Below are 16124 nucleotides of genomic sequence, written 5' to 3' on the forward strand. Positions count from 1 at the left end.
TCTGCTGGTCGCGATCCGATGGGCAAAATGAGGGAGGCTCTTGTTCTACCGTGCAAGCTCTAAAGGGCTTTAGGGTGCATCCAGAGTCACTCCTAGGTCTATTTTGGGCCAACCCTTACATACAAGGGTGCATTAGCGGTCGGGGGCTGGGCCTTGGTGATCAACCGGGGGCCGCAATGCACCGGTCGAGGATGGGTGGATGGGTAATGGGGGTGACGTAGGGGCGGACCGAGGTGTCCGCCCTGGCAGGGGAATGGCACAGTGGGTGGGTGTTAGAAGAAATAACGTAGGGGCGGACCGAGGTGTCCGCCCTGGCAGGGGAATGGTACGGTGGGCGGGGAAGGGGCGAGGAGACCTGAATCATGACTTGAAATCATGGGTTTTCCTGAAACCATTGGCCGGGGAATGAAGTGTAATAGAAAAAGGGCATAACTAAGATAAAGACTGCCGACTCTGCCTGCCCCCGCCCTGCATCTTATCCACCATGACCGTTGCTGTGCATCTGGATTCCCAAACCTTCTTGGGCCATAACCAAGAAACCTACCAAGAGCTGAGGTTGGCCCTGCAGCTGAATTTGCGTCGCCAGTTGCTGATTGCGGTCTGTGACAATGGGGCCTTACAAGCCCAACTGGCCGAGCAGTTAGAAGCTCACTTTAGTCCCTATCCCGAGACGGTGCCCCTGGCAGATACGGTGCGATCGCGGTTGTCCCCCATCGTTACCCTACGGCTGGATGCGCAGCATCCTGACCTGGTGCGGGAGGTGCTGGTTTGGTTAAAGCAGCAGCGATTACTGCAAGCCAGTAGTCCTATCATTCCGGTGTTTCAAATTGTGGGGGTCGATCAACTTACCCGCCAGTCCCCTACCCTGCAAAACCGGTTTCTGGCCTCCCTGATTCGGGTCGATGCCTTGCTGACCCAGCTGGACTGCCGTCTACTGGTGTGGGTGCCTCGGCCCTGGCTGACCAAAATTCGCCAGTCGGTACCTACCTTTTGGCGATCGCGCAGTGGTCTGTTTGAATTTGCCGGTGAACCGATGTCCCCGGATCCTTTCCCCAGCCGTGCTCCGACGGCCCCTGGCCCTGCTACTGGCCCTGCTACTGTCTCTGCCCCACCGGAAGCCGATGAGTGCGACGATCTGGCCGATTCAGATGACCCTGTTGATCAACCAAATCTGTGGACTGTCTTGCGGCAAGACTTAGCCACCTTGGAGCCAGATACCTCTGGGAAAAGCACCGCTGCCACCTCGGCTACCGCTGAACCTGACCCTGCTGGGACTGAGCTTCAGGGGGCGACATCCACCTCATCCCTGGGGGCTGTGCCGCCGAACCAGACGGCCTCAACCGTCCCAGTCACGTTTGCAGCCACGGACCATGAGGCATTTTCGGCCATGGTCATGCCCCCGTTGGGCACGGTCCCCCAGGACGTACTGGAGGAGTTGCGCCAGGCCGAGGCAGAAGCGGCAGCGGCAACACAGCCTCCCCATCCTCCTGCGGCAGCGACTGGGGCCAATACCTCTGTTTTGCCGCCCTTGCCCTCAGAGTTGGCAGCTAGCGACGACATTAACCGTCTGTGGCAGTACATTCACACCTTGATTCGTCAGCAGGCTGGACCCTTGACCATTGCTCGGGCCTATCTGGCGTTGGGGCAAATGAGTCGCAATGTTATTGATCAGACTCCGGCGTCCCCAGCTCTGCTGGACTTTACTGTGACCGCCTATGAGCGGGCTAGCACCGGGCTGCTGGCGGGGGAGACCGACTGGTGTGACACGCTGAATGACCTGGCCAGTCTCTACTGGTTGCGATCGCAGCAGGAGACTGGATCGGCCGCCGTCCCCTGGCTACACCGCAGCATTGACACTTACCAAACGGCCTTGGACAACTGTCAGCACACCGCTCCGGCAGATACCCTGGGGCGGCTCTATAGCAACCTGGCCACGGTGTATGGTTTACTGGCTAATCACGATGACCCACTCCCTTGGTTGGAAAAGTCACTGCATGCCTATGATCAAGCGCTGGCTTGTGATCCAGGGGCGCGATCGCCCCAAGACTATGGCAACCTGCAAAACGGTCTGGGCACAGTCCACTGGGAGTTGGCCAAATACCAGAATCCCCAGCACCATCTGGCCAGCGCCATCAAGGCCTATGAAGCCGCCCTGGACCAGCAATCGCCCCAGGCGGATCCTCAGACCTACGCCATGATCCAGAATAATCTGGGGATTGCTTACTGGAGTTTGGCCCAGCATGAGCGGCCGGTTTTGCTGTTAGAGCGGGCCATTGCCGCCTATACGGCGGCCCTGTCCTACCGCACCATGGCTACAACCCCAACCGGCTGTGCCTCTACCCACAACAACCTGGGCACGGCCTGGTTTGATTTAGCCGAGCATGTACCCAACCGGCTACAGGCCCTCCAGCATGCCGCCAGGGCCTATGAGACGGCCCTCAAAGCGGCCGATAACGCTCTCCGGTCCTCTAACCCGCAGCCTCTGGGCTTTGACCTGTGGGCCACCTTCCACAGCTTTGGGGTGGTGCACGCTTACATCGCCCAGGCACTGCCCGAAGGTGAGTTACCGCAGCGCCAGAGTCACTTGCAGGTGTCTCTACAACACTGTCTGCTCGCCTACGAAGGCTGGCGTGACAGCCCTGAACAATTAGATACGTTGGTGACGGCCCTGGTCTACACCGTGCACCTTCATTTTGAAATTGTGGGCATTGCTGGGCAGCAAGCGGCCCTGTCCCAGGTGCCTGGGGAATTGTTGCCTCAGGTGCTGCGACGGTTATAGAAACATGCGTCCAGGGCTAGGTTCAGGTGATTCAAACACAACTCCTGACCACTTTCTCAGGTATGCCCCTCAGATGCCATGGTTTTCAGCATTCCCCTCCGCCTGGCCAACCGCCTTGGTCAAGGTTATGGGCAGCGCCCCAAACATTAAGAACCGTCGCGCTTACCTTTTCAAGGCCAAACCCTTGCATAACAATGAAAAGCGTACTTAACGGTTTGAAACATCCCCCAGCGTTTAACCCTCGGGATTTAAGGAAACACTATGGCGTATTACTGGTTTAAAGCGTTTCATATTATCGGCGTAGTGGTATGGTTTGCCGGCCTGTTCTACCTGGTGCGGTTGTTCATCTACCATGTGGAAGCCGAGGCTGAGCCAGAACCGGCCCAGAGTATTCTCAAAAACCAGTACGAGCTAATGGAAAAACGCTTGTACAGCATCATTACCACCCCTGGCATGGTGGTAACAGTGGCCATGGCCATTGGCTTGCTGGTACAAATGCCCGAGTACCTCAAAGATGGCTGGATGCACATTAAGCTCGGCCTGGTGGCCATACTGTTGGGCTACCACTTTTACTGCGGCCGTTTAATGCGTCAGCTCCATCGGGGAGAATGCCAGTGGTCGAGTCAGCAGTTACGAGCGTTGAATGAGGCCCCTACTCTGCTGTTGGTGGCGATCGTGATGCTGGTGATCTTTAAAAATAATTTCCCGACCGGGGCAACCACTTGGCTGATGGTTGGGCTGGTGGTGTTCATGGCGGCAACGATTCAACTCTATGCCCGCAAGCGTCGGTTGGATAAAGAGAAGGCGTTGGCCAATGCCGAGGCTCCGGAAGCTCAGGCTCTGTGATAGTTACCCGGCGGTAAGCTTGGCGACTGTGGGCTACAGCTGTGCTTTGGGCATAAATCAGTCAGGAGCCAGAAGGTGGTTTGCCCTTGGCTCCTGACTTTAGGCAGCTGATAGCTGCCTAAAGATAGTAAGCTTTCAGGTCTCAGCGGTATGGGCGCAGGTGCTCACGCAGGGGGTCTAGTCACCTTTCACTGGAGAGCCCCCTAGCTTCACCTAGTTGGCAGCACAGGGGTCAGCGGCACAAGGATCGGCCGCACAGGGGTCAGCGGCACAGGGGTCAGCGGCACAGGGATCCCCTTGCTGCTCGGTAACCCCAGCACAGGGGTTGACCCCATCACAAGCAACGGTACCAGTGGCTAACAGACCGGCGATCGCGATCGCGCCTAAGTAATGAGTTTTCATGGATGAATCCCTTTTTAGAATGACCAGTCAGCATCAGTGGTGCCAACAGTAGGACAATATTGGCGGCAATGATAGCCAGTTTCCTGAGAGTTTCCTGAGAATTTGGCCTCATTTGCGGTAGATTGCCGCAAATGAGGGCTTGGCCAGACCTCCCTGGGCTGGGTGGGCGACAAAACCAGGGCCGCTCCCAGCTGTATCTACGCCGCTTCCAGGGGGTTGGTACTCGCTCCTAACGACTGCTGTTTCACCATCGGCGCTGTCAGCGGCTAGGTGATGAAAAAGCAAATACAGTACACTGCTGATGTTGTTGGCTATGGCAAATTCATGGATGCAAGGGAGCTGTTGGCGCGCTACCGGGCGGGCGATCGCATTTTCTCCGGCCTGAGGTTGCTGGAAGTTGAGCTCCTGCAAGTGGACCTGAGTGGGGCCGACTTTAGCGGTAGTGATTTGCGCCAGTCGCGGCTGGGCCGCACCCACTTTGTCAAAAGTAACTTTACCCAGGCTGACCTCAGTGAGGCGCTGCTGTGGGGGGCCAACTTTACCGCCGCTGACTGTACCCAGGTGCAATTGCGCGATGCCGATTTGAGTGGGGCCGTGTTTGTGCAGGCCCAACTTCCCCAGGCCAACCTGATTAAAGCGATCCTCTGCGGTGTTAATTTTCAAGGCGCTAACCTGGCCCAGGCCTGGTTGATAGACACTGACTGTCGCCCTACCTCTGACCAGCAAACCAACCTGCGGCGAGCCAACCTGCAAGGGGCTAACCTTAGCTATGCCGACCTCAGCGGCGCTCAACTGGCCCAGGCTGACCTCAGGGGAGCCAAGTTCTGCCGTGCTCACCTGGGTCAAAGTTTTCGCCCCGACTCCCTTAAAACCGACTTGACCGAGGCTAACCTAGAGGGGGCTGATCTCAGCTATGCCGATCTCACAGGGGCTATTTTGCGAGGGGCCAATTTAAAGGGGGCTGACCTCACAGGGTCCACCCTCCGCAATACTGATTTTACAGGGGCGATACTGCCCGATGGTAGCCACCCCTAGTCCGGGAGGCGGTGCATTACGGCTCAACGGCTGAGTCTGTGATAGTAGGCTCTAGGCTAAGGAGCCGCCAATGCACGACCTCTAGTGCTGCAAGCTTAACCCAGCAAAATTTGCCCCGCAGCGCTGACCCCAGCCCCAGGGGTGAACTGGCTATAGCCCAACTTGGTCAGGGTGGCTTCGAGAGCACTTACCGCCGTCAGGATATCGCGATCGCCCACAAAGCCCAGGTGACCAATCCGAAAGATCTTGCCCTTCAGGTGGTCTTGACCGCCGGCTAAAGCAATATCAAACTGCTTTTTCATCACCGAGCGAATTTGCTCCGCCTCCACCTGTTGGGGCATGACGGCAGTAATCGCTGGGCTAGCACAGTCGTCTGCCCCAAACAGCGGCAGGTTGAGGGCCTGCATGGCGGCTCGGGTAGCGCGTCGCTGGCGATCGTGACGGGCAAAAATAGCCGCTAGCCCTTCTCTTTGCATCATTTGCAGGGCGGCGTGCAGGCCAAAGAAAAGATTCACCGGTGGGGTAAACGGCGTCGTGTTTTTAGCCGCCCCCTGGCTATAGGGCTTTAGATCCAGATAGAACTTGGGCAAGGTGGCCGTTTCATAGGCATCCCAGGCTTTAGGGCTGACGCTGACGAAGGCAAGCCCTGGGGGAAGCATATAGCCTTTTTGGGAGCCAGAGGCCACCACATCTAAGCCCCACTCGTCCACAGGCACGGAGCAGGCTCCCAGGCTGGTGACGGCATCTACCATGATCAGGGCCCCATGGGCTTTAACATGGCGGTTAATAGTCTCGAGATCGTTGAGTACCCCAGTGGAGGTTTCGCTATGGGTAACAATCACCGCCTTAATCGCTTTGGCGGTATCAGCTTCCAGGGCCGCTTTAAAGTCATCGGGGTTCAGCGGCTTACCCCATTCAGCGGTAATTTCCTGGGTGTCCAGGCCATAGGCGCGGGCCACTTTGCCCCAGCGCTCACCAAATTTGCCGTTATTGCCCACCAGCACTTTATCGCCTGCACTCAAAAAGTTGATCATGCCTGCTTCCATCGCCCCGGTGCCGCTAGCCGCCAGCACCAGTACATCATTCGTGGTTTGGTGCAGCCACTTTAGACCTGCGGTCACCTCGCCCATCAGGGCGCTAAACTCACCACTGCGATGTCCCATAGGGTGCTTGGCCATGGCCAGCAACACCGGTTCGGGAACCGGGGTTGGCCCCGGAATCATTAGCATTAATTTGTTTTCCATGCCTTGCCACCCAACTCTGCAATCAAAGAACAAACCTTCAGCTTACCAAGCAAAATTCCACTTCTGGACTTGGATAAGGTTTAATACAAAGACAGAACGATGTAGTCCTATAGGCAATGTCTGGCTATGATGCTCAAGTCTACAACCCGTCATGTTCATATCTATACCGCTACGGTGGAGAACAACGAGTTGGTCCCCAGTGACGATCTGCTGACCCTTGATGTAGACCCTGACAACGAGTTTAACTGGTCCGATCAGGCTCTCCAAGAGGTTTACGGCGAATTTGACCGGCTCGTGGATGCCGCTGAAGGGGAAGATCTAACCGACTACAATCTGCGGCGCATTGGCTCTGATTTAGAGCACTTCATCAGGCAACAGTTACAGGCCGGGAAAATTAGCTATAACCTCAAAACCCGGGCTCTGAACTACAGTATGGGTTTGCCCCAAGTGGTAACGGCTGAGTCCTCAGACGCCGCTGACAGCGAGTAATCTATCCCCAGTCCAGAGCCAGAGCTTTCCCATAGGCAGAACTCCATGGCTGGTCGTGGGTTGGATTTATGACTTATTTAGACAACAGTGCCAGGTGTTAGGCCAACCCAAAACCCAAAATCTGCATCTGCCACGTTGCACATACGTTAGATAGACTTGTATCTCTAGCCCTTTAGTCATGCCTGAGGGATTGTGATTCAGTGCTTTAACCCGACCTGCCAGGCGGTGGCCACTGGTTTGACCAGTCGTTGTCACGTCTGTGGAACTCCGCTGCTATACCGGTTTTTGCTGGCGGTGGGGGCCGATGTGACGCGGGCGAAACTCGGTAGCCTGATAGCTGGTCGCTACCAAGTTTTATCTGACCAGATTTGGCTCGATATCCAACCCTATGGGTCAGTCCCTACTCTCGATCAAATTCCGCCATTTCTACTGCCCTATTTGCGGCTTTCGGAATTAGCTCAGCACATGCCTCGGCCTTATGCTTATCTCGCCTCTGACGAGAGTGGCATGCCCAATCCAGTGTTGCTGCTGGATGCGGCACCCCTGGGGGTAGCGGTAGACGATCGCGACCAGATCAAGCCTTACCTGCTGCCTTCCCTGGCGGAGCGGTGGTCTCAAGGGACCGCCCTGCAACAACTGCATTGGCTGCGCCAAGTGGCGGCCCTATGGACGCCCCTCAACCAGGAACAGGTGGCGGCGACGCTGCTGGATCTAGACCAACTACGGGTGGATCAGGCGGTGTTGCGATTAACCACGCTCACCGCTGACAGCGATCGCCCCAAGGCCGCAACCCTAACCCAACTAGGGCAACGGTGGCAGGCCTTGGTCCCCACTGCCCAACCCGAATCGAGGGCTTATTTAGACTGGGTCACCCAGGCCTTGATCCAGGGGGCTATTTCCGCTGGCACCGAACTAGCAGCTGAGGTCGATCAAGCGATTCAAACCTTGGGGCAGGGGTTGAAGGTGGCCATAGACTGGGTGGCCTACACTGACCAAGGCCCAGCCCGCGATCGCAACGAAGATGCCTGTTACCCCGAGGCCCAAGTCCAGCAGCAGGTGCTCGCGGGCACGTCCGGCTCCCATGCCCTACCCCTGTTACTCGTCTGTGATGGCATTGGCGGCCATGAGCAGGGCAAGGTAGCCTCAGAAATGGCCATTCAACGCCTGAGGGAAGAGCTCCTGCCCCTAGGGGAACAGCCCAACCTCAGTCCAGATATGGTCAGCCAACGGTTCAAGCAGGCGTTGGCCTCAGTCAATGATGCGATCGTCAACCGCAACAATCATGAGCAGCGATCGGCCCGGGCTCGCATGGGGACAACCGTCGTTGCGGCTCTGGTGCATTTTCCCTATGTCTCCATTGCCCATTTGGGCGATAGTCGAGCTTATCGCATCAGCCCTGATACCTGTACCCAAATCACCCTGGATGATGATGTGGCCTCCCGAGAAGCCCATCTTGGTTATGCCCTTTACTCTGAAGCGGTACACATGCCTGGGGGCGGTGCATTGATCCAGGCTCTGGGGATTAGCGACTCAGGCTATCTTTACCCCACCGTGCAACACTTGCTGATTGACGATCCCAGCGTCCTGCTACTGTGCTCAGACGGGCTATGCGATTACGATCGCGTCGACGCGCTATGGCGCCATACCATCCAGCCTTTGACCAGGGGCCATGGTCCGATTCAGTCCGTCGCCCAAACCTTAATTCATGACGCTAACCGACTGAATGGCCACGATAATGTCACCGTCGGGCTGATGCGTTTTATCCCCCAATCTGCCCCACTGCCCACCTTGCCAGGGGCCAGATTGCGAGCTGCTGGGGCAGGCCGAACCGCCAACTCAGCGATCGCAGTAACGGCCCAGCCCACCGCTGTGCCCACCGCAATTGGAGACCCTACGCCCCCCCCTCCTAAGCGCTTGCCCTGGGTTACCCTGGGACTAGTCAGCCTTGCCGCTTTACTGACCGCCGGAAGTGCGGCCTGGTTCTACCACCAGCGACAACCCGCACCAGCCGCTCTCCGACCTGTAACCCTGTCTTGGCCGTTGGCCAGCCTTGCCGGGGATGAGCTACCGGCAAACGCTATGGCCATCACCGCTGACGTGGCAGTGGGCTCATTTTGGCAGATTGGATCAGGCCTTGCCCCAGCGGATACCAGCAACCCTCTGCGGTTGACAGCAGCGGTGAATCAGGCCGAAATGGATAACGGGCGGGTGGTAGCTACCGGCAGTATTGTCAACGTTACCAGTCGGCAAACCACCGCTGACGGCCGCCGCTGGGTGCGGCTACAGGTGTGTTCCATTCCATCTGGGGCATCTTTAGACCGAGTCCCTACCGAATCTGGTTTACCTCCGGCGGCGGATCTATCTCCGGCTGCTACAGACTTGGAACAGCAGTTGGCGTCACCAGGGCAACAGGGCTGGGCTAGGGTTAGCCACCTCTACCGCACCGCTTCTGCCCTGGAATCCGTTACTCTGGCCCAGGGGGAAGCCTGTAGGTTTTAGCCAATCTGCCTCCCTTGCTAGGCTTAGTCTTGATCACTGTCTTATGTTTTCGTCTAACTCCCTGACCTTATGCCTAGCTGTGGAACGCCTTTCGGGGTCGAGTGCTAATCACTACGCCATTTGGGTATTAGACAGCCCTTTTCCCGGTGGGGCGGCCCACCACGATCGCCTCTGGGACGAGACAATGGCCCAGCTTTGGAGTAGTTGGCAGCAGTTTTTCTCCCTGCGGGAACTGCCCTGCGTCCCCCATGTACCTTCCGCCTTTGTGCCCCAGTTTCACCTAGATGATCTGCTGAACCAGGTGTCTCCGCCCTCCTCTCAAGCGGGGGGCTACACGGGGCGGTTGATGCAGGGACTGGGCATTAGCCTATGGGAATGGCTATTTGATGGCCCGATTCGTCACACCCTCGATCGCAGTCAAGGGATTGCCATTGGTCAAAATCGGCCGTTGAAGCTGCGGTTAGACATTCGCGCCCCAGAGCTGATTAGCTTGCCCTGGGAAATTATGCAGCCCCAGCCTGGACGCCCGGCCCTGGCCCTGGGACCGCAGATTTTGTTAAGTCGCACCACTGATGCTGTGGATCCTCTACCCCTGAGCGAATTGGATACATCCCTACGGATTTTGCTGGTGTTGGGGCAAGATAGCAGTAGCACCGGGCCTGGGGGTGAGCTCCAGTTAGCCCAAGAGGCGGCAGTACTCAAAGACTTACTAGAACTGAGTGCCTCTCGCCTGACCCCTCGGCTGGGTAGCCCAGCCCCCTGCCAAGTGCAAACCTTAGTGGAACCAGATCCCAAAACCCTGGTCACCACCTTGGAAACGGGGGGATTTAACGTCTTTTTTTACAGCGGGCACGGGGTGCCAGCCCCCGATGGCGGTCTACTGTTTTTGCAATCAGGGGTAACCCTCAGCGGCATTGAACTGGCCCAGGCACTCTCCCGTAATGGCATTCGTTTAGCTGTTTTTAACACGTGCTGGGGGGCTCAACCTGACCAACAGGGACAAGGGGTGATTCCTCGCAGTAGCTTAGCTGAGGTGTTGCTCCACCACGGGGTGCCAGCGGTACTCGCCATGCGTGACTCGATTGCTGACGAAGAGGCCCTGAGCTTCATTCAGGTCTTGGCCCAGGGATTAGCCGAACGGCAGCCCATCGACCAAGCAATGGCTCGGACCCGGCAGCACCTGCTGACAGTGTATCGGTTTAACCATGCCGCCTGGACGTTGCCCGTGCTTTATCTGCATCCTCAGTTTAATGGGCACTTGTTGCGTCTACCGGCCCAGGAGGTGACCCAGATTCCAGGGCATGACCTGCCCCCAGCGGAAGTGGCGGTGTTGCGATCGGTAGAGCCCCCCCACCGATTAGGCCGCTTGTGTGGTGGCCTAATGCGGGTCGGGCGGCTGCCCGACAATGACTTGGTTATTTTGGAACCTTGGGTCTCGGGGCAGCATGCCGAAATCTTTTGCCGAAATCTGACTGGCCCTGATGGTCACGAGCCCTGCTATTACCTGCGGGATATTTCCCGCAATGGGTCCCATTATTTTGATGGCCACACGTGGCAGCATATCCATCGTCAGGAGGTGCCCCTGGCCCTGGGGACTTTGGTACGATTCGGAAGTCTGGAAGGTCAGTTGATGGAATTTACCCTGGAGGGTAATGCTTAGTTGCCAAGGCTGTGCTACGTAATTGTACTGAATCGTGCCTGGCTTACGGAATTGTAGCAAGTTATGCTGTAGCGTCTATTATCAACCTGATTACCATCCAGTGCATCGTTCATAGATAATCCCATGACTCAGCCATCCTCGCCTTCTAACCTCCCCTCTACCCCTGCGAATCGTCCTATGGCCGCTGATCACGATTTTGTCTCCCATCTGTTCACCCCTGATGCGCCTTACCCTTGGGATCACGATAGTCCCGAGGCCGAGGCGTATCTCGCATCCCTCGATACCGCCGCCGATGAGTTGCTGAATCATCCCACCATTGATGCCACCCTCCGGGCTGGATGGTCCACCTGGTCTGAGCAGGTCGAAGCTCAATGGCATGCTGATGCAACCTCGTCATCTACGCCACTGCTGGCTCGCCTTAACCAGCAGTTCCAAGAGCGGGTGCCCGCCACCCTGCTGCAAACGATCGCCACAACAGCCAGTCACCTCGCCCGCAGTGGTCGTCCCTTGATTGAGCAATTGGTTGGCTGTGTGAACGAGGCCTTACCGGGGTGGGAAAGCGATGACCTGGCGGTGTTAGCCCGTCCGCTGGCCTATTCTTTGCGGGATGGTCGCAGTGAAATTCTGGCCCTCAACCTCCGCTCCATTTCCCAGGCCGACTGGAATGCCCTTTCCGACATTGAGCAAGCCCGATTAAGCTTAGCGATCGCCTCTGTTGCCCTGAAGGCGGCTGAACAGGAGAATTAACCAAGATCGGCATGTTTAACCATAATCAATCTATTCTAGCCAAGGTCTTGAGTAGGGGTCTAGCTGGTCTGGCCATGGCTCTTTTCTAACCCCCCTGACTCAGTCTGTTGCCAGCGCAAACCTCTACAATTCGCTGTGTCGTTGGCTACACAGAACCAGCTTTTCTATAAAGATCTGATCATGCCCCCCTGACATCCCCTGGATGGCACAGCAATGATGGATAGTAATGTCCCTTTTTGATCACGCCTATGGCCTCTTCTATGCCCGTTTGGTTTTATCGGCAGCAGGCTCGCTACGACTATCGGCGGGCCTTGGTCCAACTGAGAAAAGGTAACTTGGATCAGGCCCTAGACTCCTTGTCCAGAGCCCTGGACCACTATCCCTACCCGGCTCAGATTCATGTTGAATTAGGGATTGTCCATTGGCAGAGAGGACAGATTGAAGCGGCGATCGCGGCCTTTAGTGAGGCGATCGCCCTTGACCCCACCCAGGTTAGAGCCTACGGTAACCGAGGGCTGCTGCACTCACTGCAGGGGCAAGTGGCCGCCGCCCTAGCCGATTGGCAGCAAGCCCTAGAGCATCAACCGGGTCACGCCCTGATTCACTATAATCGAGGGCTGTTATATCTCCAGCAGCAAGACTATGCTGCAGCCCTGGCTGATTTCGATCAGGCCATTGCCACTGACCCCAACCAGGCCGAAGCTTACCTGCATCGGGGCAATGTCTATGACCAGTTAGGACGCCAGACGGAAGCTGTCCGAGATTGGGAACTGGCCCTGTGCAACGACCTTAACCTAGAGCAGGCCAGGCTGAAGTTGAACCAGATACTGCAAGCAAGCGGCGATCGCGCCTTGGCCGAAAAGCTGCAAGTCGCTTTGGATCTAGACCAAATTACGGTGGTGGCCCGGCAGCAAGCCAGTGAACTCACCGTCGAACTCTCCCGCCCTGTAGGGGTAGGGATCAACTATTTTGCGCTGCCCGATCAGATCCGACAGGTATTGATCAGCTGGCAGCCCCTGAACTTGAGAACATTTCAGCTCATCGCTCGGGTTAGTGGCGCTGATCAACGCCCTGGGGTGGTGGAATGGCAAGGGCGATACCCTGTGTTTCAGGGACAGTCCTGCCCTTCAGCCCAGTGGTATCGGGTGCTGCTCACGGCCTTTGTGATCTTTCCACCCCTGGGAATTCCGGCCTTGGTTTACGCCATCAACCTGAAGCAAGCCTACCAACGGGGGGACTACCTGACGGCTGTGCAAGCCTCGAAAACCATCAAGGCCCTATGCCGTGCCGGTGGGGCCATTTCCCTAACCTTAGTTACCCTGGTGGCAGGCTACTGGGGATACCAGCAGCTCCATGACTCCAGGGTTAAAGACTTGCCCTCCCAGGCTCAACTCAACCCTTCCCCTACAGGCCCTGCTGCTAAACAACCGCCTCTGAGTGAGCCTGATGATTAGCTACCAGGGTTGGTAAGTCCATGGTTTCGTACTTTTCAAAGGGTTGATGAATCCAGGGATTGTCGGGCAAATACACCACATGGTAGTCAGGCTTGATAATGGAATCAGCCTTGTACCACAGCACTGCGGTGCGGATCTCGTCGATACTAAAACCATACTTATGCTTGAGCCAGCCAATCGAGCGTTCCAGGCTGTGGCCTGAATCGACCAAATCATCCACCAGTAAGACTTGGCTGCCTAAACCCAAAGCCGTCATACTGAGGTCACGGGAAAAGGTAATGGTCCCCCGGGTGCGCCCATCGGCCCCCCCATAGGAGGCGGTGGACAAAATGGCCAACGGCACGTCAAATAGACGGCATAAAACATCCCCAACTCGCAACCCCCCTTTGGCCAGACAAACAATCTGGTTAAACTCCCAACCCGATTCGTAAATCTGGATGGCAAGCTTTTCAATATCTTGGTGGTATTCGTCCCAGCTTACATAAAAATCAGCCATAGTCCCGCCCTATGCAACCAACTAAACTATAAAACCTACCCGTAGAATGCCAGATATGGTTGATGGGGAAATCATACACTGAGCCCGTCCTTTGAGTTGTTGACCACCGAACCCTTAATTTATGGCCGCAAACTTTTCTGATTCAGTCACGGCTGCCGACCGTCCTAAGCCGTTTTCCCTGTTGGGCAAGCTGGCTTTTGGGGCCGGGGATATTGGCCCAGGTATGACCGCTAACCTGCTGGCCTTTTCCTTCCTGATTTTCTTAACCACGGCGGCTGGCCTTAGCCCAGCCATTGCAGGGTCAGTACTGGCGATTGGCCGAATTTGGGATGCGATCAATGACCCGTTTATTGGTTATCTGAGCGATCGCACCCAAACCCGCTGGGGTCGTCGCTACCCCTGGATGGTGCTGGGGGCCATACCGTTTGGCATTAGTTTTTTCTTGATGTGGGTGGTACCCGCCTGGGATAGCGAAATGGCCCGGTTTGCATACTATGTGGTGATCTCGCTGCTGTTCCAGGTGTTTTATACCGTCATTAACCTACCCTATGCGACGTTGACCGCTGAACTGAGCAAAGATTATGACGAACGGACTGAACTCACCGCCTTCCGTCTGGCATCATCCTTGTTTGGGGCAATTTCGGCCCTGGCATTGGGGCTGCTGATTACCCAGGTGATTGATGATGTGCAGCGACAGTATTGGATCCTGGGGGGCGTTGTCAGCCTTTTAGCGGTGATCCCCTTGTTGCTATGTGTGGCCGGGACATACCCCTATGCGGTGCAGCGGGAGGCTTTACAACCTACTACCAGTAGTAGCGACACAGACTTAACCCTGTTTCAGCAGATCAAAATTGTGTTTAGCAATCGGGCCTTCCTGTTTGTGGTTGGCCTTTATCTGTTTGCCTGGCTGGCCCTGCAAATGACCGCCAGTATTATTCCCTTTTATGCCACCTTTTGGATGGGGTTAGACAACTACTTTCTAGCGGCACTGCTGGTGCAGGGAACAGCGATCATCATGATGTATTTTGTCAACCGCCTCAGCCGCCGCCTGGGCAAGCAAGAAATTTTTTATATCGGTATTGGCACCTGGGTAATTGCTCAGATTGCCCTATTCTTTATTCAGCCAGGGCAGGTGGCCGCCCTGTACTTACTATGTGCAGTGGTCAGTTTTGGGGTGGCCACCGCCTACGTGGTGCCCTGGGCCATGTTGCCCGATGTGATCGAACTGGATGAACTGCAAACTGGCCAGCGGCGAGAAGGGGTGTTTTATGCCTTTATGACCCTGTTGCAAAAGGTGGGCCTGGGCCTGGGGTTGCTCCTGGTGAGTTTGGCGCTGCAGTTTTCTGGGTTTGAGTCTGGGGCCACTGAGCAACCAGATTCGGCCCTATTGACGATTCGGATTTTTATTAGTCTTGTGCCTATGGTGCTGCTGCTGTTGGCGATGCTTCTGGCTAAGTATTACCCGATTGATCGCCAGGCTCACGAAGCCATGCTGCTGCAACTGGCAGAGCGCCACCGCATAGAGGACCAGGAACGTTCGGACTAGTTGGACTTGACCCCCAAAGCAGCCCCCTGGGATCTTGGCATGCTGCATCGGAGAGCTAGGACTTAGGGACCCCGTTCACTCCCGCCATTGTCGGCCGCGAACGGGGTCGGTATGCACTGAACCGCAATAATGCGACTACCCTTAGAGACTGTTGGTTTTGCCGGTTTCAGCCTGGGAAGGCGGGTTGCTGACCTGGCTATAGCCCATTTGGGTGGCGGCTTCCCGCAGCAGAGTAATCTGTTCTTGGAACTCGATCCCTTCGATTAACGACAACATGGTTTTGACATCGGCAGACGCCTTATAGCCCTTGGGTAGATCGACGACGCGATCGCCCATGGCTTCGGCCCACACGTACCACACCAACAGCTGATTGTTAGGGCTAAGACCGCCATAGCGCTTTGACAAAGGCGCATCTTTGCGAGCCACAATGGCGCGCATCGCTTCCAACTGGTCATCCTTGGACAGGGCAAACAGTTCCTCCGCCAAAGGTCGCGCCAGGTCGGGATCCGCAGCACTGGGCGCAGCTGGGGTAATTGAATCGCCCATGTCCTCATAAACGTAGTACAACAGCGCCAACTTGTCATCTACGCTGAGGGCGTTATAGCGCTCAAATAGCTGCTGGGTCGATTGATTGGTAATTTGGGTTGTGCTGATTGTAGAAGCAGCCATAACACCTCGTTTTTGTAACAATACTTTACCTATCAAAACAGTTAATAGCGCAATCATCGTCCATCGGCGGAAGGAGATGCTCTCAGCCTTTATGGGGAGAAACTGACTTAGAGCAGGCCGATAAGGGTGGCGATCGCGGGCAGCACCCGATTCATCTCATCTAATGTGGTGTTCGACAAGTCTGCTGCTGGTAACCGCAGAGCTCCGAACTATTGACAGTAGATGACGCTACCTCTAAGGGTACAGGTATTAATTCGG

General features: G+C 56.2%; 13 protein-coding genes. 9 read left to right on the forward strand and 4 right to left on the reverse strand.

Features of this window, described 5'->3' with window-relative positions:
• The first annotated feature begins 484 nt into the window (after nt 1-484).
• Together E1H13_RS11530 and hemJ are read left to right on the forward strand one after the other, a co-directional pair.
• Complete coding sequence (locus E1H13_RS11530) at nt 485-2779, forward strand: tetratricopeptide repeat protein (RefSeq protein ID WP_169613567.1); 2295 nt, start codon at nt 485-487, stop codon at nt 2777-2779.
• 261 nt (nt 2780-3040) lie between these two features.
• Complete coding sequence (gene hemJ, locus E1H13_RS11535) at nt 3041-3625, forward strand: protoporphyrinogen oxidase HemJ (RefSeq protein WP_169613568.1); 585 nt, start codon at nt 3041-3043, stop codon at nt 3623-3625.
• A gap of 213 nt (nt 3626-3838) precedes the next feature.
• On the opposite strand, the gene E1H13_RS11540 is transcribed toward hemJ, so the two are convergent.
• On the reverse strand, nt 3839-4027 hold the full coding sequence (locus tag E1H13_RS11540) for a hypothetical protein (protein ID WP_169613569.1): 189 nt from the start codon (nt 4025-4027) through the stop codon (nt 3839-3841).
• A 273-nt stretch (nt 4028-4300) separates the two neighbouring features.
• On the opposite strand from E1H13_RS11540, the gene E1H13_RS11545 reads away from it, so the two are divergent.
• Nucleotides 4301-5062 (forward strand): pentapeptide repeat-containing protein, encoded by a 762-nt coding sequence (locus E1H13_RS11545; RefSeq protein WP_240966596.1) that lies wholly within the window; start codon nt 4301-4303, stop codon nt 5060-5062.
• Between the two features lie 95 nt (nt 5063-5157).
• Here E1H13_RS11545 and E1H13_RS11550 read toward each other — a convergent pair whose 3' ends face one another.
• The gene (locus E1H13_RS11550; RefSeq protein WP_169613570.1) at nt 5158-6306 is read right to left on the reverse strand and encodes an alanine--glyoxylate aminotransferase family protein; all 1149 of its coding nucleotides are present in this window, start codon (nt 6304-6306) and stop codon (nt 5158-5160) included.
• A gap of 126 nt (nt 6307-6432) precedes the next feature.
• Here E1H13_RS11550 and E1H13_RS11555 point away from each other — a divergent pair, with 126 nt between their 5' ends.
• The 5 genes from E1H13_RS11555 to E1H13_RS11575 all read left to right on the forward strand — a co-directional run bounded on the left by E1H13_RS11555 (nt 6433) and on the right by E1H13_RS11575 (nt 13155).
• On the forward strand, nt 6433-6795 hold the full coding sequence (locus E1H13_RS11555) for an NAD(P)H-quinone oxidoreductase subunit M (RefSeq protein WP_169613571.1): 363 nt from the start codon (nt 6433-6435) through the stop codon (nt 6793-6795).
• A gap of 192 nt (nt 6796-6987) precedes the next feature.
• Nucleotides 6988-9294, forward strand: a complete 2307-nt coding sequence (locus E1H13_RS11560; protein WP_169613572.1) for a protein phosphatase 2C domain-containing protein — start codon at nt 6988-6990, stop codon at nt 9292-9294.
• A 79-nt stretch (nt 9295-9373) separates the two neighbouring features.
• Nucleotides 9374-10954, forward strand: coding sequence for a CHAT domain-containing protein (locus tag E1H13_RS11565; protein ID WP_347404149.1), 1581 nt, complete (start codon nt 9374-9376; stop codon nt 10952-10954).
• A gap of 123 nt (nt 10955-11077) precedes the next feature.
• Nucleotides 11078-11701, forward strand: a complete 624-nt coding sequence (locus tag E1H13_RS11570) for a hypothetical protein (RefSeq protein WP_169613574.1) — start codon at nt 11078-11080, stop codon at nt 11699-11701.
• A gap of 248 nt (nt 11702-11949) precedes the next feature.
• The gene (locus E1H13_RS11575; RefSeq protein ID WP_169613575.1) at nt 11950-13155 is read left to right on the forward strand and encodes a CD225/dispanin family protein; all 1206 of its coding nucleotides are present in this window, start codon (nt 11950-11952) and stop codon (nt 13153-13155) included.
• Here the strand turns inward: E1H13_RS11575 and E1H13_RS11580 are convergent.
• Nucleotides 13121-13651, reverse strand: coding sequence for a phosphoribosyltransferase family protein (locus E1H13_RS11580; RefSeq protein WP_169613576.1), 531 nt, complete (start codon nt 13649-13651; stop codon nt 13121-13123). The genes E1H13_RS11575 and E1H13_RS11580 overlap by 35 nt on opposite strands.
• A 121-nt stretch (nt 13652-13772) precedes the next feature.
• On the opposite strand from E1H13_RS11580, the gene E1H13_RS11585 reads away from it, so the two are divergent.
• The gene (locus E1H13_RS11585) at nt 13773-15197 is read left to right on the forward strand and encodes an MFS transporter (protein WP_169613577.1); all 1425 of its coding nucleotides are present in this window, start codon (nt 13773-13775) and stop codon (nt 15195-15197) included.
• A 141-nt stretch (nt 15198-15338) separates the two neighbouring features.
• Here the strand turns inward: E1H13_RS11585 and E1H13_RS11590 are convergent, their stop codons facing one another.
• Nucleotides 15339-15866 (reverse strand): orange carotenoid protein N-terminal domain-containing protein, encoded by a 528-nt coding sequence (locus E1H13_RS11590; RefSeq protein ID WP_169613578.1) that lies wholly within the window; start codon nt 15864-15866, stop codon nt 15339-15341.
• Nucleotides 15867-16124 lie beyond the last annotated feature (258 nt).

It is taken from the genome of Nodosilinea sp. P-1105, from assembly GCF_012911975.1.
Lineage (GTDB): Bacteria > Cyanobacteriota > Cyanobacteriia > Phormidesmidales > Phormidesmidaceae > Nodosilinea.